Origin of the sequence: Pseudomonas sp. SDI, from assembly GCF_003105155.1 — a bacterium.
Lineage (GTDB): Bacteria > Pseudomonadota > Gammaproteobacteria > Pseudomonadales > Pseudomonadaceae > Aquipseudomonas.
The window spans coordinates 140165-156955 of sequence record NZ_QETK01000011.1 but is presented as its reverse complement, the minus strand read 5'-3'; the positions used below and the strand labels follow the sequence as shown (position 1 = coordinate 156955).

Annotated in this window: 18 protein-coding genes; all 18 read right to left on the bottom strand. The window is 62.6% G+C overall.

Annotation, left to right across the window (positions count from 1 at the left end):
* The coding region (locus tag DCO48_RS09895; RefSeq protein ID WP_116550419.1) for a response regulator at positions 1 to 557 on the bottom strand (557 nt) is incomplete at its 3' end.
* Between the two features lie 45 nt (positions 558 to 602).
* Positions 603 to 2825 (bottom strand): chemotaxis protein CheA, encoded by a 2223-nt coding sequence (locus DCO48_RS09890; protein WP_116550418.1) that lies wholly within the window; start codon positions 2823 to 2825, stop codon positions 603 to 605.
* A gap of 12 nt (positions 2826 to 2837) precedes the next feature.
* Positions 2838 to 3626 (bottom strand): protein phosphatase CheZ, encoded by a 789-nt coding sequence (locus DCO48_RS09885; protein WP_116550417.1) that lies wholly within the window; start codon positions 3624 to 3626, stop codon positions 2838 to 2840.
* A gap of 19 nt (positions 3627 to 3645) precedes the next feature.
* Positions 3646 to 4020 (bottom strand): chemotaxis response regulator CheY, encoded by a 375-nt coding sequence (locus DCO48_RS09880; RefSeq protein ID WP_038996366.1) that lies wholly within the window; start codon positions 4018 to 4020, stop codon positions 3646 to 3648.
* 105 nt (positions 4021 to 4125) lie between these two features.
* Complete coding sequence (gene fliA, locus DCO48_RS09875) at positions 4126 to 4866, bottom strand: RNA polymerase sigma factor FliA (RefSeq protein WP_116550416.1); 741 nt, start codon at positions 4864 to 4866, stop codon at positions 4126 to 4128.
* Positions 4863 to 5696, bottom strand: coding sequence for a flagellar synthesis regulator FleN (gene fleN, locus DCO48_RS09870; RefSeq protein ID WP_038613333.1), 834 nt, complete (start codon positions 5694 to 5696; stop codon positions 4863 to 4865). The genes fliA and fleN overlap by 4 nt, the downstream gene beginning before the upstream one ends.
* A 121-nt stretch (positions 5697 to 5817) precedes the next feature.
* Positions 5818 to 7125 carry a flagellar biosynthesis protein FlhF gene (gene flhF, locus DCO48_RS09865; protein ID WP_116550415.1) on the bottom strand — a complete coding sequence of 436 codons (1308 nt, stop codon included), beginning with the start codon at positions 7123 to 7125 and terminating at the stop codon, positions 5818 to 5820.
* 11 nt (positions 7126 to 7136) lie between these two features.
* Complete coding sequence (gene flhA / locus DCO48_RS09860; RefSeq protein WP_116550414.1) at positions 7137 to 9266, bottom strand: flagellar biosynthesis protein FlhA; 2130 nt, start codon at positions 9264 to 9266, stop codon at positions 7137 to 7139.
* 153 nt (positions 9267 to 9419) lie between these two features.
* A complete protein-coding gene (flhB, locus tag DCO48_RS09855) occupies positions 9420 to 10556 on the bottom strand; it encodes a flagellar biosynthesis protein FlhB (RefSeq protein ID WP_116550413.1) in 1137 nt (378 codons plus the stop codon).
* Between the two features lie 2 nt (positions 10557 to 10558).
* Positions 10559 to 11335: a flagellar biosynthetic protein FliR gene (gene fliR, locus DCO48_RS09850; protein ID WP_116550412.1), complete on the bottom strand. Its 777-nt coding sequence runs from the start codon at positions 11333 to 11335 to the stop codon at positions 10559 to 10561.
* A 7-nt stretch (positions 11336 to 11342) separates the two neighbouring features.
* Entirely contained in the window at positions 11343 to 11612 is a 270-nt protein-coding gene (fliQ, locus tag DCO48_RS09845; protein WP_116550411.1) for a flagellar biosynthesis protein FliQ, read from the bottom strand.
* Positions 11613 to 11630: 18 nt separating this feature from the next.
* The gene (gene fliP, locus DCO48_RS09840; RefSeq protein WP_116550410.1) at positions 11631 to 12383 is read right to left on the bottom strand and encodes a flagellar type III secretion system pore protein FliP; all 753 of its coding nucleotides are present in this window, start codon (positions 12381 to 12383) and stop codon (positions 11631 to 11633) included.
* Entirely contained in the window at positions 12383 to 12844 is a 462-nt protein-coding gene (gene fliO, locus DCO48_RS09835) for a flagellar biosynthetic protein FliO (protein WP_371919496.1), read from the bottom strand. The genes fliP and fliO overlap by 1 nt, the downstream gene beginning before the upstream one ends.
* Positions 12845 to 13315 (bottom strand): flagellar motor switch protein FliN, encoded by a 471-nt coding sequence (gene fliN, locus DCO48_RS09830; protein ID WP_116550409.1) that lies wholly within the window; start codon positions 13313 to 13315, stop codon positions 12845 to 12847.
* A gap of 49 nt (positions 13316 to 13364) precedes the next feature.
* Positions 13365 to 14333, bottom strand: coding sequence for a flagellar motor switch protein FliM (fliM, locus tag DCO48_RS09825; RefSeq protein WP_116550408.1), 969 nt, complete (start codon positions 14331 to 14333; stop codon positions 13365 to 13367).
* 9 nt (positions 14334 to 14342) lie between these two features.
* The gene (fliL, locus tag DCO48_RS09820) at positions 14343 to 14840 is read right to left on the bottom strand and encodes a flagellar basal body-associated protein FliL (protein WP_116550407.1); all 498 of its coding nucleotides are present in this window, start codon (positions 14838 to 14840) and stop codon (positions 14343 to 14345) included.
* A gap of 195 nt (positions 14841 to 15035) precedes the next feature.
* Positions 15036 to 16340: a flagellar hook-length control protein FliK gene (locus tag DCO48_RS09815; RefSeq protein ID WP_116550406.1), complete on the bottom strand. Its 1305-nt coding sequence runs from the start codon at positions 16338 to 16340 to the stop codon at positions 15036 to 15038.
* Positions 16341 to 16432: 92 nt separating this feature from the next.
* Positions 16433 to 16780 (bottom strand): Hpt domain-containing protein, encoded by a 348-nt coding sequence (locus DCO48_RS09810; protein WP_116550405.1) that lies wholly within the window; start codon positions 16778 to 16780, stop codon positions 16433 to 16435.
* Positions 16781 to 16791 lie beyond the last annotated feature (11 nt).

The window sequence follows — 16791 nt, the reverse complement described above, 5'->3', positions numbered from 1 at the left end:
GTCGGGGCGGGCGGGCTGGGGGCGGCGGCAGCACGCGCCGGGGCCGGGGCAACGCGGCGCGCCGGGGGCGACGTCAGGCTGCTGGGGGCGACAGGCGCGCTGCTCGGGGCCGGACTCGGCGCCGCGCTGGGCATGCTCGCGTAGCTGCTGGCGCGGCGGTTGCTGCGCGAGATGGTGTGAACCTTTTCGCAAAGCAGCTGCTTGACCTTCTCCGGGTTGCGCGAGATGTCTTCGAAGTTCTTCGGCAGGTAATCCACCGCACCGGCATCCAGTGCATCGAGGGTAACCCGAGCGCCTTCATGGGTGAGCGAAGAGAACATCAGCACCGGCGTCGGGCAGCGTTGCATGATGTGACGGACCGCGGTGATGCCATCCATCATGGGCATTTCATAGTCCATGGTGATGACATCGGGCTTGAGCGACAGTGCCTGGTCGATCGCTTCCTTGCCGTTGGTCGCAGTACCCACGACCTGGATAGTCGGGTCCGCTGAAAGAATTTCCGAGACACGGCGGCGGAAGAAACCGGAATCATCCACCACCAGGACCTTGACTGCCATAAACACTCCATTAGGGGGCGCGACCGACAGGCCGCGCCACCGGGATCAAATACGCCGCGCGGCGTAACGCTTGAGCATGCTCGGCACATCGAGGATCAGCGCAATGCGCCCGTCACCGGTAATGGTGGCGCCCGACATGCCCGGGGTGCCCTGGAGCATCTTGCCCAGCGGCTTGATAACCACTTCCTCCTGACCGACCAGTTGATCGACGACAAAGCCGATGCGCTGGGTGCCAACGGAAAGGATCACCACATGGCCTTCATGCTGCTCTTCATGAGCGGCGGAACTGACCAGCCAGCGTTTGAGGTAGAACAGCGGCAACGCCTTGTCGCGCACGATCACCACTTCCTGACCGTCGACCACGTTGGTGCGCGACAGGTCGAGGTGGAAGATCTCGTTGACGTTGACCAGCGGGAAGGCGAACGCCTGGTTGCCGAGCATGACCATCAGCGTCGGCATGATCGCCAGGGTCAACGGCACCTTGATGACGATCTTCGAACCCTGGCCCTTGGCCGAGTAGATGTTGATCGAACCGTTGAGTTGGGAAATCTTGGTTTTCACCACGTCCATGCCCACGCCACGGCCGGACACGTCGGAGATTTCGGTCTTGGTCGAGAAGCCCGGGGCGAAGATCAGGTTGTAGCAGTCCGATTCGCTCAGGCGGTCGGCCGCGTCCTTGTCCATCAGGCCCTTTTCCACGGCCTTGGCACGCAGCACATTCGGGTCCATGCCCTTGCCGTCGTCGGAGATCGACAGCAGGATGTGGTCGCCTTCCTGCTCGGCCGAGAGCACGACCTTGCCACCACGGGACTTGCCCGCCGCTTCGCGCTCTTCCGGGGTTTCGCAACCGTGGTCGACCGCGTTGCGCACCAAGTGCACCAGCGGGTCGGCCAGCGCCTCGACGAGGTTCTTGTCGAGGTCGGTTTCTTCACCGACCAGCTCCAGGTTGATGTCTTTCTTCAACTGCCGGGCGAGGTCGCGAACCAGCCGTGGGAAGCGACCGAAGACCTTCTTGATCGGCTGCATGCGGGTTTTCATCACCGCGGTCTGCAGGTCGGCGGTGACCACGTCGAGGTTCGACACGGCCTTGGACATGGCCTCATCGCCGCTGTTCAGGCCCAGGCGCACCAAGCGGTTACGCACCAGTACCAGTTCGCCGACCATGTTCATGATCTCGTCCAGGCGCGCGGTATCGACCCGCACGGTGGTTTCGGCTTCATGCTTCTCGGCAGCAGGCGCGGCGGCCTGACGGGCCGGTGCCGCTGCGGCAGCGGGTTTCGCCACCGGGGCTGGCGCCGCGGCTGCCGGCTTGGCTGCTGGCTTGGGCGCCGGCTTGGCTTCTACCGCTGCAGCAACGGCCGCGGGGGCGGCAGCGCCGGCCACGCTATCGGCGACGAACTTGCCCTTGCCATGCAACTGGTCGAGCAGCGCTTCGAATTCGTGTTCGCTGATTTCATCGCTGCCGGCAGTTGCCGGAGCAGCAGCGGCGTCGCTGGCTGCTGGCAATGCATCGGCGGCGAAGGTGCCTTTGCCGTGCAACTGGTCGAGCAGCGATTCGAACTCGTCGTCAGTGATCTCGTCGCTGGCGGCAGCGCTGTCCGGTGCAGCGGCAGCGGCAGCCGGGGCCGCCGTGGCGCCCAGGTTGTCGGCGGCGAACTGGCCTTTGCCGTGCAACTGGTCGAGCAGCGATTCGAACTCGGCGTCGGTGATTTCTTCGCCGGCCGGCGCCGCAGCCGGTGCCTCGGCTTCGGCCTTGACCGCATTCAGCGAGTCGAGCAGTTGCTCGAATTCGCTGTCGGTGATGTCACCTGAGGTGTCTTCGGCAGCTGGCTCCGGCGCCACCTCGACTTCCGGCACGGCGGCCACTTCCTCGGCGCCGGCAGGTTCTGCCAGGCGCGCCAGGGCGGCCAGCAGTTCCGGTGTGGCGGCGGTGATATCGGTACGCTCACGCACCTGGCCGAACATGTTGTTGACGGTGTCCAGGGCTTCCAGGACCACGTCCATCAGTTCGGCATCAACGCGCCGTTCACCCTTGCGCAGGATGTCGAACACGTTCTCGGCGATGTGGCAGCACTCCACCAGCTCGTTGAGCTGGAGGAAGCCGGCGCCCCCTTTTACAGTGTGGAAACCGCGAAAAATGGCGTTGAGCAGGTCGGCATCATCCGGACGGCTTTCCAGCTCGACCAGTTGTTCGGACAGTTGCTCAAGAATTTCGCCGGCTTCTACCAGGAAATCCTGAAGGATTTCTTCATCGGCGCCGAAGCTCATTAAACGTGCTCCTTAAAAACCCAGGCTGGACAGCAGATCGTCGACATCGTCCTGACCGGACACGACGTCTTCACGCTTATCGGCATGAATCTGCGGACCTTCACCCCGAGTCGGATGTTTTTCGTGATCTTTTTCAGCACGTAGCTGTTGGTGATCATGTTCGATACCGGCAAAGCGGTCGACCTGACTGGCCATCAGCACGAGCTTGAGCAGATTGCTTTCTACTTCGGTGACCAGCGTGGTAACACGCTTGATCACCTGGCCGGTCAGGTCTTGGTAGTCCTGCGCCAGAAGAATGTCGTTGAGATGACCAGCCACCTTGCGGCTGCCCTCCTCGCTACGCTCCAGGAACCGGTCAATGCGGTGCATCAGCTCGCGGAACTCCGGCGCGGCGACTTCACGGCGCAGAAAGCGCTGCCAGTCGGTACGCAGGTCGCGGGCTTCATCGCTCAGCTCGTGGAGCACCGGAGTGCTCTCCTCGACCAGGTCCATGGTCCGGTTCGCCGCGCCTTCGGTGAGCTTGACCACGTAGGACAAGCGCTCGGTGGCGTCGGTGATCTGCGAGACTTCCTCGGCCTGCGGCATTTGCGGATCGATCTGAAACGAGACGATCGCGCTGTGCAATTCGCGGGTGAGCTTGCCAACTTCCTGGTACAGGCCACGATCACGGGTCTGGTTCAGCTGATGGATCAGTTGTACCGCGTCGCCGAACTGGCCTTTTTCAAGACTGTCGACCAGTTCGCGCGCATGCTTCTTCAGCGTCGACTCGAAGTCGTCCAAAGACGAATGTTTGTGCTCCATAGCGCCCCCGTGGCGTACCTCAGCTATTGACGCGCTCGAAGATCTTCTCGATCTTTTCTTTCAGCACCTGGGCGGTAAATGGTTTGACCACATAACCGTTAACACCGGCCTGGGCCGCTTCGATGATCTGCTCGCGCTTCGCCTCGGCGGTCACCATCAGCACCGGCAGGTGCTTGAGGCGCTCGTCCGCGCGCACCTTGCGCAGCAGGTCGATGCCGGACATACCGGGCATGTTCCAGTCGGTCACGAGGAAATCGAAGTGACCACTTTCCAGCATGGGCAGTGCGGTGGTGCCGTCGTCGGCTTCCTGGGTATTGGTGAAACCCAGGTCACGCAACAGGTTCTTGATGATCCGCCGCATCGTCGAAAAATCGTCAACGATGAGGATTTTCATGTCTTTGTTCAATTAGACCTCCAAGCAGTCTTTAACGCGCTCAGCGCTGAACGCGCACTTCAATCAATTCCGGCACTACATTTCACGACTGCATCGAACCTGCGTTCAACGAGCCCGCCATTCTCCCAGCCGCCCGCGCAAACGTGCGGCGCATTGGCTGTGCAACTGGCTGACCCGCGACTCGCTGACCCCCAGCACCTCACCGATTTCCTTGAGGTTCAGCTCTTCGTCGTAGTACAGCGCCAGGACCAGACGTTCGCGTTCCGGCAGGTTGGCGATCGCATCGGCCAGGGCTGCCTGAAAGCGCTCGTCTTCCAGATCGCGCGAAGGCTCGAGCTGGGCACTGGCGCCATCCTCGTGCAGGCCTTCATGTTCGCCGTCCTGCAACAGGTCGTCGAAACTGAACAGGCGGCTGCCCAAGGTATCGTTCAAAATCCCGTAGTAATCGTCGAGACTCAATTGAAGTTCGGCAGCAACCTCGTGATCTTTAGCGTCACGCCCGGTTTTTGCTTCAATTGCCCGAATCGCGTCACTCACCATACGGGTATTACGGTGTACCGAACGCGGCGCCCAATCGCCTTTGCGCACCTCATCAAGCATTGCCCCACGGATACGGATACCGGCGTAGGTTTCGAAACTGGCGCCCTTGCTCGAGTCGTACTTGTTGGCCACCTCGAGCAGGCCGATCATTCCGGCCTGGATCAGGTCTTCGACCTGCACACTGGCCGGCAGACGGGCCAGCAGGTGATAGGCGATGCGCTTGACCAGCGGCGCATAACGTTCGATCAATTCATACTGGGCGTCGCGCGAAGCCTTGCTGTACATCCGGTAGCCGCTCGCACTCATAGCACGGGCCCTGCGCTGGTCGGCTGTACCAGCCGTTCGACGAAGAATTCCAGGTGTCCACGCGGGTTGGCAGGCAGCGGCCAGGTATCGACCTTCTGAGCAATGGCCTTGAACGCCAGCGCGCACTTGGAACGCGGGAAGGCTTCATAGACCGCTCGCTGCTTCTGCACCGCCTTGCGCACACATTCGTCGTAGGGCACGGCACCGACGTATTGTAGGGCGACATCGAGGAAGCGATCCGTGACCTTGGTCAACTTGGCGAACAGATTGCGCCCCTCTTGCGGGCTCTGTGCCATGTTCGCCAGCACGCGGAAACGGTTCATGCCGTAGTCGCGATTGAGCAACTTGATCAGCGCGTAGGCGTCAGTGATCGAGGTCGGCTCGTCGCACACCACCAGCAGCACTTCCTGGGCGGCGCGAACAAAGCTGACTACCGAGTCACCAATACCCGCAGCGGTGTCGATTACCAGCACGTCGAGGTTGTCGCCGATCTCGCTGAAGGCCTGGATCAGCCCGGCATGCTGGGCCGGCGCCAGGTGCACCATGCTCTGGGTGCCCGAGGCGGCCGGAACGATGCGCACACCGCCAGGGCCCTGCAGGAGCACGTCGCGCAGCTCGCAGCGGCCCTCGATAACGTCGGCCAGGGTCCGCTTGGGCGTGAGGCCCAGCAGGACGTCGACATTGGCAAGGCCCAGATCGGCGTCCAGCAGCATGACACGACGGCCGAGTTCGGCCAGCGCCAGTGACAAGTTCACCGACACATTGGTCTTGCCGACGCCACCTTTACCGCCGGTTACGGCGATCACCTGTACGGGATGCATGCTACCCATGTTTGTTCTTTACCTTGTCTTACTTAGACCGAGGCCACATGACCGGGCTGCGCTTTCAAACACCTGAAAAATGCCTGGCAGACCATTGATGTAGGTACTTTGCAACGTATACACATTCACCTCAGCCGACACGCTTGCCGTTGCTGTGGTAGAGATCGGCGAACATATCGGCCATGGCCTCTTCGCTTGGATCGTCCTGCATCTGCACGCTGACGGCACGACTGACCAACTGGTGCGGGCGCGGCAGGTGCAGGTCGTCAGGAATGCGCGGACCATCGGTGAGATAGGCCACGGGCAGTTCATGACTGATGGCCAGGCTCAGGACGTCGCCCAGGCTGGCCGTTTCATCAAGCTTGGTCAGGATGCAACCGGCCAGGCCACAGCGCTTGTAGCTGTGATAGGCGGCGGTGAGCACCTGCTTCTGGCTGGTGGTGGCCAGGACCAGATAATTTTTCGCCTGGATCCCGCGCCCGGCCAGGGTTTCGAGTTGCATGCGCAGCGCCGGGTCGCTGGCCTGCAGGCCGGCGGTATCGATCAACACCACGCGCTTGCGCAGCAACGGATCGAGCGCCTGCGCCAGGGACTGGCCCGGGTCGACGTGGGTGACCGAGACATTGAGGATGCGGCCGAGGGTTTTCAGCTGCTCCTGTGCGCCGATACGAAAACTGTCCATGCTCACCAGCGCCAGGTTCTGCGCGCCATACTTGAGCACGTAGCGCGCCGCCAGCTTGGCCAGGGTGGTGGTCTTGCCCATGCCGGCCGGGCCGACCATGGCAATCACCCCACCCTCTTCGATCGGTTCGACCTCCGGCACCTGGATCTTGCGCGCCAGGTGCGCCAGCAGCATGCGCCAGGCCTGCCGTGGCTCTTCGATTTCAGCGGTCAGCTCAAGCAGCTCGCTAGCCAGCGGACCGGACAGGCCGATGCGCTGCAGGCGCCGCCAGAGGTTGGCCTGCTGCGGCTTGCTGCCTTGCAACTGGCTCCAGGCCAGCGAGCCGAGCTGCACTTCCAGCAGTTCACGCAGGCCAGACAGCTCGGAACGCATCGAGTCGAACAGGCGCTGATCGATCGGCGCGGCGACCGGCGCCGCCGGCGCCGGCGTCTCGACCGGTGGCTCGACCAGCGGCTCGGAAGCGGTCAGCGACAACCCGGCGAACAGCTGGCGACCGTCGTCTTCGGCTTCTGCGCGGTTGCTCAGCTCGGCCTGGGCGGTAACGATGCGCGACTGGGTCTTGCGCAGCTCGTCTTCCAAGGCGCGGTTAGGAACCCTTGGCGTCAGGGCGGACAGCTTGTAGTCCAGCGCCGCCGTCAGCTCGACACCGCCAGCAATCCGTCGGTTGCCGATGATGGCGGCATCGGCCCCCAGCTCATCACGAACCAGCTTCATGGCTTGACGCATATCGGCGGCGAAAAAACGCTTAACTTGCATAACCCACTACCTCAGCCGTTGGGGCCTACTGTGGCAACGATGGTGACTTGCTTGTTGTCAGGTATTTCCTGATACGCCAAAACATGCAAATTCGGTACAGCCAGGCGGCCGAAGCGCGACAACATCGCCCTGACTGGTCCTGCGACCAGCAGGATCGCCGGCTGCCCTTGCATCTCCTGACGCTGGGCAGCCTCGATCAACGAACGCTGAAGCTTTTCAGCCATGGTCGGTTCAAGAAGAACACCGTCTTCCTGACCCTGCCCGGCCCTTTGCAGACTATTGAGCAAAATCTGTTCCAACCTTGGTTCCAAGGTGATCACAGGCAGCTCGGACTCAACGCCGACAATGCTTTGCACGATAGCGCGACACAATCCGACGCGCACGGCGGCCACCAGCGCGGCGGTATCTTGACTCTTGCCAGCATTGTTCGCGATGGCTTCGGCGATGCTGCGGATATCCCTGACGGGAACCTGTTCGGCCAGCAGCGCCTGCAGCACCTTGAGCAACCCGGACAACGACAGGATGCCCGGCACCAGCTCCTCGGCCAGTTTCGGCGAGCCCTTGGCCAGCACCTGCAACAGTTGCTGCACTTCCTCGTGACCAATCAGCTCATGGCAATGCTTGTAGAGAATCTGGTTGAGGTGGGTGGCGACCACGGTACTGGCATCGACCACGGTGTAACCCAGCGACTGCGCCTGGGCGCGCTGATTGACGTCGATCCACACCGCTTCCAGGCCGAAGGCCGGGTCCTTGGCGGTGATACCGTTGAGCGTGCCGAACACCTGCCCGGGGTTGATCGCCATCTCCCGCTCCGGGTAGATGTCGGCCTCGGCCAGGATCACCCCCATCAAGGTCAGGCGGTAGGCACTCGGTGCCAGGTCGAGGTTATCGCGGATGTGCACGGTGGGCATGAGGAAGCCGAGGTCCTGCGAGAGCTTCTTGCGCACCCCCTTGATCCGTGCCAGCAACTGCCCACCCTGGTTGCGGTCGACCAGCGGAATCAGCCGGTAGCCGACCTCCAGGCCGATCATGTCGATCGGGGTAACGTCGTCCCAGCCCAGCTCCTTGGTTTCCGAGGCGCGCTGTGGCGACGGCAACAGGTCCTGCTGGCGCACCGCCTCCTGCGCGGCCTTGATCTTTGCCAGGTTCTGCTTGCGCCACACCAGGTAGGCCGCGCCACCGGCCAGCAGGCCGAGGCTGAGGAAGGCGATGTGCGGCATGCCCGGGACCAGCCCCATAACGATCATGATCGCCCCGGACACCGCCAGCGCGCGTGGCGATTCGAACATCTGCCGGTTGATCTGCTTGCCCATCTCCTCGGAACCCGAGGCACGCGTCACCATGATGGCGGCAGCGGTGGAAAGCAGCAGCGAAGGCAATTGCGCCACCAAACCGTCGCCGATGGTCAACAGGGCGTAGACCCGGCCGGCGTCGCCGAAGGTCATGCCGTGCTGGAACATACCCACGGCCATGCCACCGATCAGGTTGATGAAGAGGATCAGCAGGCCGGCGATGGCGTCGCCGCGAACGAACTTGCTGGCACCGTCCATCGAGCCGTAGAACTCGGCCTCGGCGGCCACTTCACTGCGGCGGGCCTTGGCCTGGGCCTGGTCGATCAGGCCGGCGTTGAGGTCGGCGTCGATGGCCATCTGTTTGCCGGGCATGGCGTCGAGGGTAAAGCGCGCACTGACCTCGGAGATCCGCCCGGCACCCTTGGTCACCACCACGAAGTTGATGATCATGAGGATCGCGAACACCACGATACCGACCACGTAGTTCCCGCCGATCACCACTTCACCGAAGGCCTGGATCACCTTACCGGCGGCCGCGTGACCATCGTGCCCATGGAGCATCACCACCCGCGTCGAGGCAACGTTCAGTGCCAGACGCAGCAAGGTAGCGACCAGCAGGATGGTCGGGAACACGGCGAAGTCGAGCGGACGCAGGGCGTACACGCAAACCAGCAAGACCACGATCGACAGGGCGATGTTGAAGGTGAAGAACACGTCAAGGAGGAACGGCGGGATCGGCAACATCATCATTGCCAGCATGATCAGCAGCAACAGCGGCACGCCCAGGTTGCCCCGACCGAGGCCGGCCAGGTTGTTACGGGCGCTGTTGATTAACTGGGAGCGATCCACCGATTTTCCTCTTCAAGCAAACTTTTGACGCCACACGGGCGCGTGGCGCTGCCATTGCAAGAAGCCTTCCAACTTTGAAAAAGGGTAGGGATTGGCACATATACGTGCAGGAGCTGGCTTGCCTGCTCCAGGGACAGCGCCTATCAGGGCACCTTAATTATCCCGCCGCAAATCCGGCGGAATCGGCAAGTCCTTCAGCGGCTCCGGCGGTTTGCCCTTGCCGGCACGGTACTGGCGGATCTGGTAGACATACGCCAGCACCTGCGCCACCGCCAGGTACAAGCCCTGCGGAATCTCTTCCTCCAGCTCCGTGGAGTAATAGATCGACCGCGCCAATGCCGGCGACTCCAGCACCTGGATCTTGTGCTCGTTGGCAATCTCGCGAATCTTCAGGGCAATGAAATCGGTCCCCTTGGCCAGCAACAACGGCGCCTTGCCCTTGTCGGCGTCATACTTGAGCGCCACCGCATAGTGCGTCGGGTTGGTAATGATCACGTCGGCCTCGGGAATCGCCGCCATCATCCGCCGCTGGGAGATTTCCCGCTGCAACTGCCGAACCCGCTGCTTGACCTCCGGCTTGCCCTCGGTGTCCTTGTACTCGTCGCGCACTTCCTGCTTGGTCATCATCAGCTTCTGCTTCGACTGCCAGAGCTGAATCGGCACATCCACCGCCGCAATCAGCAACAACCCGGTGGCCATCCACAAGGCACTCCAGCCCACCACCTGCACACTGTGGATAATTGCCCGCTCCAGCGGCTCATGAGCAATCGCCAGGAGGTCGTCGCGGTCGTTGGACAACACCACCAGCGCCACCAGCAAGATCAGAAAGAACTTCGCCAGGGCCTTGAGCAACTCAACCAGCGAATGCATCGAGAACATCCGCTTGATCCCGGCCAGCGGGTTCATCCGGCTGAACTTCGGCGCCAGGGTGCCGGTGGCGAACAACCAGCCGCCCAGCGCGATCGGCCCGACCAGCGCCGCCAGCAGCAAGATCAGCAGCACTGGCTGCACGGCGAGCAGCGCCATCTTGCCGGCAGCCAGCAGGAATGCCGTCATATACCGCTCGTCGACGATCACCTCGCGCGACAAGGTGAAATTGACCCGCATCAGCTCCATCATCGCTTCGGCCAGGCCACCACCAAAGGCCAGGAGCGCACCGGAACCAGCCAGCATGATGGCCACCGTGTTCAGCTCTTTCGACCGGGCGATCTCGCCCTTCTCGCGGGCGTCGTTACGTCGCTTGTCGGTGGGGTCTTCTGTTTTGTCCTGACCGCTTTCGCTCTCAGCCATGTTCAGCGCGCCCGTGCCAGTTCACGCAACCATTGCAGGGCTTCGGAGGCCAGCGTCTGGTAATGCGAAAGGATGTCGGCCAGGCCGATCCAGAAGATCGCCATCCCCAACACCAGGGTCAGCGGGAAACCGATGGCAAAAATATTCAACTGCGGCGCCGCCCGGGTCATCACGCCAAAGGCAATATTGACCACCAGCAGCGCGGTAATTGCCGGCAGCACCAGCAACAGTGCGGCACCGAGCATCCAGGCCATGTGCGCGACCAGGTCCCAGTAGTGATTGACCAGCAGTCCGCCGCCGACCGGCAAGGTGGTGAAGCTCTCGGTAAGCACCTCGAACACCACCAGATGGCCATTCATCGACAGGAACAGCAGGGTCACCAACATGGTCAGGAACTGGCTGACTACCGCTACGTTGACGCCGTTGGCCGGGTCGACCATCGAGGCGAAGGCCATACCCATCTGGATCGCGATGATCTGCCCGGCCACCACGAAGGCCTGGAAGAACAGCTGCAGGGCCATGCCGAACAGCGCACCGATAATGATCTGCTCGGCAATCAGCAGCAAACCGCTGAGATCGAGCGGGCTGACCGGCGGCATCGGCGGCAAGCCAGGCACGATGACCACGGTAATCGCCACGGCAAAATACAGGCGCACCCGCGTCGGCACCAGGGTGGTCCCGAAGATCGGCATGGTCATCAGCACAGCGGCCACGCGGAACAGCGGCAGGATGAAGCTCGCCACCCAGGTGCTGATTTGCGTGTCGGTCAGCTCAAGCATCGCCGACTCAGCCGATCAACTGCGGAATGCTGCCGTACAACGACAGGATGTACTCCATGAACTTCTGCACCAGCCAGGGCCCGGCAACGATCAGCGTCACCAGCATCACCAGCAGGCGCGGGAGAAAGCTCAGGGTCTGTTCGTTGATCTGGGTAGCGGCCTGGAACATCGCCACCAGCAGCCCGACCAACAGGCTCGGGATCACCAGCACCGCCACCATGATGGTGGTCAGCCACAGCGCATCGCGAAACAGATCGACCGCAACTTCAGGGGTCATGTCGTTCTCCTGGGCGCGCTAGACGCCGCCGAAACTGCCAGCCAGGGTGCCGATGATCAACGCCCAGCCATCCACCAGCACGAACAGCATGATCTTGAACGGCAGGGAAATGATCAGCGGCGACAGCATCATCATACCCATGGCCATCAACACACTGGCCACGACCATGTCGATGATCAGGAACGGGATGAAGATCATGAAGCCGATCTGGAATGCGGTTTTCAGCTCCGAGGTAACGAACGCCGGCACCAGGATGGTCAGCGGCGCCTGGTCGGGGGTGGCGATGTCGGTACGCTTGGACAGGCGCATGAACAGCTCCAGGTCGCTCTGCCGGGTTTGTGCCAGCATGAAGTCCTTGAGCGGCACCTGGGCCTTGGCAATCGCTTCCTGGGCCGGGAGCTTCTCCGCCAGGTACGGTTGCAGCGCATCCTGATTCACCCGGTCGAACACCGGCGCCATGATGAACAGCGTCAGGAACAGTGCCATGCCGGTGAGGATCTGGTTCGACGGCGTCTGCTGCAGGCCCAGGGCCTGACGCAGGATCGAGAAGACGATGATGATCCGGGTAAAGCTGGTCATCAGGATGACGAACGCCGGAATGAAGCTCAGCGCGGTCATGATCAGCAGGATCTGCAGGCTGACCGAATACTCCTGCTGACCGTCCGCGCCACTGGACAGGGTGATCGCCGGGATCGACAACGGATCGGCGGCCAGCGCCAATGGCGCCGCCAGTACCAGCAGCAGCGTCAACATCATGCGCAATGCGCCCATCACGACTTGTCCTTCTGATCCTTGCCCAACAATTCCATCAGGCGCTGGGCGAATTCTGGCTGGGCCTGGCGGGCCGGGGTCGACACCTCCACCGGCTCGTTCATCACATGCAGCGCGGTCAGGTTGCCAGGCGTGTGGCCAATGAGAATCTGCTCCTTGCCAACCTGCACCAGCAGCAGCCGGTCACGTGGGCCCAGCGCTCGCGTGCCGAGGATCTCGATCGCCTGGCGGCCGCCCGGCGTGGCGTTTTGCACGCGGCGCAGCAACCAGGCGAGGAAGAAGATCAGCCCCAGCACGAGCAAAAGGCCGAGCACCAGCTGGGTCAACTGGCCGGTCACACTGGTGCTGCTGGCCGCCGCGGTCGCGGTGGCCGCCGCCGGTGCCGCTTGCGCGACCGCTTCGGCAACATCCAGCCAGAAACCGCCGACGCCAAGCAGCGCAAGGCAAAGAAAGCGTTTCACTCAGCGCAACTTCTTGATGCGTTCGCTCGGGCTGATCACGTCGGTCAGGCGGATGCCGAACTTCTCGTTGACCACCACCACTTCGCCATGGGCGATCAGCGTGCCATTGACCAGCACGTCAAGCGGCTCACCGGCCAGGCGATCGAGCTCGATCACCGACCCCTGGTTGAGCTGAAGCAGGTTACGGATGTTGATTTCGGTGCTACCAACTTCCATGGAAATGCTCACCGGGATATCCAGGATCACGTCCAGGTTCGGCCCATCCAGGGTGACCTGTTCGTTGGCGTTGCGCGGCGAGCTGCCGAACTCTTCCATCGGCAGCCGGCTGGCACCACCATCGGCGCCTGCGTCGGCGCCCAGCAGCGCATCGATATCGGACTGGCCGGACTCGCCGGATTCGCTCAGCGCAGCCGCCCACTCATCGGCCAGGGCCTGGTCTTCTGCAGAAGTAAGGTTGTTTTCGTCAGCCATCTTGTCCTCGACGGGGCAATCAATTCGGGGGTTGTAAACCGTTCGGTGCTCAGCGGCGCTCGATCGGCTCGGTCACTTGCAATGCCAGCGTGCCCTTGTGCGAGCCCAGCTTGGCCTTGAACGACGGTACGCCGTTGGCGCGCAGCACCAGTTCGTCCGGCAGCTCTACCGGGATCACATCGCCCGGCTGCATGTGCAGGATGTCGCGCAGCTTGAGCTGACGACGAGCGACGGTGGCACTGATCGGCACGCTGACGTCGAGCACGTCTTCGCGCAGGGCCTTGATCCAGCGTTCGTCCTGGTCGTCCAGGTCGGACTGGAAACCGGCGTCGAGCATTTCGCGCACTGGCTCGATCATCGAATACGGCATGGTCACATGCAGGTCGCCGCCACCGCCATCGAGTTCAATGTGGAAGGTCGAGACCACCACCGCTTCGCTCGGACCAACGATGTTGGCCATGGCCGGGTTGACCTCCGAGTTGATGTACTCGAAGTTGACCTGCATGATCGCCTGCCAGGCTTCCTTGAGGTCGACGAAGGCCTGATCCAGCACCATGCGCACCACGCGCAACTCGGTCGGAGTGAACTCGCGCCCCTCGATCTTGGCGTGACGGCCGTCACCACCAAAGAAATTGTCCACCAACTTGAACACCAGCTTGGCGTCGAGGATGAACAGCGAGGTACCGCGCAGCGGCTTGATCTTGACCAGGTTGAGGCTGGTGGGCACGTACAGCGAGTGCACGTATTCGCCGAACTTCATCACCTGCACGCCGCCCACTGCCACGTCGGCAGAGCGCCGCAGCAGGTTGAACATGCTGATGCGGGTGTAGCGGGCAAAGCGCTCGTTGATCATTTCCAGGGTCGGCATGCGGCCACGCACGATCCGGTCCTGGCTGGTCAGGTCATAGCTTTTGATACTGCCGGGTTCGGCATTGCTCTCGGTTTGCACCAGACCATCGTCGACACCATGCAAGAGGGCATCGATTTCATCCTGGGACAGCAGGTCCTGCACGGCCATCTTCGGCTCCTACTGCAATACGAAATTGGTGAACAGCAACTGGTCGATGACCAGTTTGCCGACTTCCTTCTGCGCCACTTCCTGGACACTGGCGGTGGCCTTCTGGCGCAGCATTTCCTGCCCCACCGGGGTAGCCAGGGTCTCGAACGGTTGCCCGGAGAAGAGCATGACCAGGTTGTTGCGGATCACCGGCATGTGCACTTTCAGGGCGTCAAGCGCCGCCTGATCGCGCCCCTGCATGGTGATGCTCACCTGCATGTAGCGCTGGCGGCCGTTCTGGTTGAAGTTGACCACGAAGGCCGGTGCCAGCGGCTCATAGATGGCAGCGGGCTTGACGTTGCTGACCTGGGCCGGGTCGACTTGCGGCTTGCTCTCGGCCTTGTGCAGGAAGAACCAGGTCGCCCCCACCGACAGACCGACGGCCAGCAGCAGTGCCAGCACCAGCAGCAGGATCAGCTTGAGTTTTCCTTTTACCGCGGGGTCTTTCACTGCGTCGCTCTTCGCCATGCCAATAATCCGTCACTCACAAGAGGTTTGTTCCACATGGCGTGGGGTCGAGCAAGTGTTATGCCAGATTTGCCGAAAGGTCAAAAAGCATCGCGGGACGAGCCCGCGCGCCCAGGAGACTATCGATCGCTGTGAGAGTGACGGCGCGGCGCTCCGACTTGTCCTGCGCGGCAAGGCAAAGCCTTGCCGATACGATCAGGCGTAGTAGTCCACCGCACTGGAGCCAACCACACTCTGCTGTTCGACCAGTTGGGCAGCGGCCGGGGCATCGTCTTCAACCGCCCCGCCCGCCTCGTTGCGGCGTGCAGCCACGCCGCTCAGGCGTGGGCTATCCTGCGGCTGGCCCTGCTGCTGACCACGCTGCTGGTCGGCAACGTTGACGTCCGGTTGCGCGAGCCCCTGCTGGGCAAACATTTCCTTCAACCGGTGCACCTGGCCTTCCAGCGCCTCACGCACGCCGGCATGGCCGCTGACGAAAGTGATCTGCGCCTGCTGTTCCGGCGCCAGGTTCACCCGAATGTCGAGGCGGCCCAACTCGGCCGGCTCCAACTGGATATCCGCCGATTTCAGGCTCTGGCTCGACAGGTACATGACCCGGTTGACCAGCCCTTCGGTCCAGCCGCCCTGGTTCATCGCCAGCGGCTGGTTCAACGGCGCCGCCAACGGCACGGCATTGGCCGTTTTCGGTGTGGCGGCCTGGGTCAGCGCGCTCAGGCGGTTGGCGAAATCATCGACCCGCGTGTCGCTGGCAGCCCCCTTCAGATCCTTCAGGCCGTCGTCCAGCAGACCGGCAAAAGCCTTCTCGCCCGGTTCGCCCTGACCGGCATCGGCCTCAGGCTTGTCGAGCATGGCCGCCAGCGTATTGACGGCCGGCTGATTCGGCGCCGCTTCCGGCTGCGCAGTCGTCGGCTTGGCATGCGCCGAGGTCGTGCCCTGGGCCTGGGCGTTCTGCTCCAGCGCCAGACGCACCGCCGGCAAATCGGCCAGCGGGTCGCTGGCCGGGTCGAACGGCGGCTCCTCAGGAGTTTCCGGCAGTACCGGCGGCACCGTTTGCGCCTGCAACGCCGCAGCCTGCACCACCGGCGCCACCGCTTCGGCCTGCGCCTGGATCAGTTGGGCACCTGGCTGGGCATCGGTGACCTGACCGGCCACCAGGCTCTGGTCGAGCGATTGCGGATCGCCTGCAGCCTCTTGCGTGCCTGGCGTTACGCTTGTCGCGTCGACGCTGCTGTCGTCAGGCAAATCCTTGCCGCTGTCGGCAACCTCGGCCGCCTTGTCGCCTGCCGGCTTGCCGGTGTTTGCCGCACCGGCAACTGGCGGGTTCTTGTCGCGGGCAGGCACCGCATCGGCCTTGTCGCGGGTTTGCTGCGCATACACCGAGGAGAACCCGGAAGCCTTGTCGGTAGAGGGCTGCGGCGATTTGTCCGGCGTGTTTGCGGCCGCCCGCGCGACCGCAGAGGCAGCACCGGATTGCAGCAAGGGATTGGAAGCGACGGGCATGAAAAGGTCTCCGCAAGAGCGCGCATTAACTCGAATAGCGAAGAGATAGCAAAAGTCGCGCCAGGTCCAGCCAGCCTGACGCGAAATCTCGACTAGCCGGCAGCGACCCGCTGGCATTCGTCGCGATAAAGCTGACGAACGTCCGCGTATTCGCGGTCGATCTGGTTGATCAGGTCTTCGATGCCATACAACGGCCGTTGCTTGACGCGCTCTTCGAGCTGACGACACAGCTCGGCCAGCGCCAGCGCGCCCATGTTGCTGCTGCTACCCTTGAAACTGTGCGCAGCCATGCTCAGCTCTTCGGCGCTCTTGGCCTCGTGCAGTTGCGCCAGGCGTTTCTCCGAGTCGTCGAGAAAGGTCTCCAGGAGGTGCTGATACCCCTCCTCCATGACCACCTGCAGGTCGCTGAGCACCTTGCGGTCAATTTGAATGTCGGACACTTGCTCACTCC

Coding starts and splice junctions, on each gene's coding strand:
- DCO48_RS09890 (WP_116550418.1), bottom strand. CDS start 2,825: ATGAGCTTCGGCGCCGATGAAGAAATCCTTCAGGATTTCCTGGTAGAA.
- DCO48_RS09885 (WP_116550417.1), bottom strand. CDS start 3,626: ATGGAGCACAAACATTCGTCTTTGGACGACTTCGAGTCGACGCTGAAG.
- DCO48_RS09880 (WP_038996366.1), bottom strand. CDS start 4,020: ATGAAAATCCTCATCGTTGACGATTTTTCGACGATGCGGCGGATCATC.
- fliA (WP_116550416.1), bottom strand. CDS start 4,866: ATGAGTGCGAGCGGCTACCGGATGTACAGCAAGGCTTCGCGCGACGCC.
- fleN (WP_038613333.1), bottom strand. CDS start 5,696: ATGGGTAGCATGCATCCCGTACAGGTGATCGCCGTAACCGGCGGTAAA.
- flhF (WP_116550415.1), bottom strand. CDS start 7,125: ATGCAAGTTAAGCGTTTTTTCGCCGCCGATATGCGTCAAGCCATGAAG.
- flhB (WP_116550413.1), bottom strand. CDS start 10,556: ATGGCTGAGAGCGAAAGCGGTCAGGACAAAACAGAAGACCCCACCGAC.
- fliR (WP_116550412.1), bottom strand. CDS start 11,335: ATGCTTGAGCTGACCGACACGCAAATCAGCACCTGGGTGGCGAGCTTC.
- fliQ (WP_116550411.1), bottom strand. CDS start 11,612: ATGACCCCTGAAGTTGCGGTCGATCTGTTTCGCGATGCGCTGTGGCTG.
- fliP (WP_116550410.1), bottom strand. CDS start 12,383: ATGGGCGCATTGCGCATGATGTTGACGCTGCTGCTGGTACTGGCGGCG.
- fliN (WP_116550409.1), bottom strand. CDS start 13,315: ATGGCTGACGAAAACAACCTTACTTCTGCAGAAGACCAGGCCCTGGCC.
- fliM (WP_116550408.1), bottom strand. CDS start 14,333: ATGGCCGTGCAGGACCTGCTGTCCCAGGATGAAATCGATGCCCTCTTG.
- fliL (WP_116550407.1), bottom strand. CDS start 14,840: ATGGCGAAGAGCGACGCAGTGAAAGACCCCGCGGTAAAAGGAAAACTC.
- DCO48_RS09815 (WP_116550406.1), bottom strand. CDS start 16,340: ATGCCCGTCGCTTCCAATCCCTTGCTGCAATCCGGTGCTGCCTCTGCG.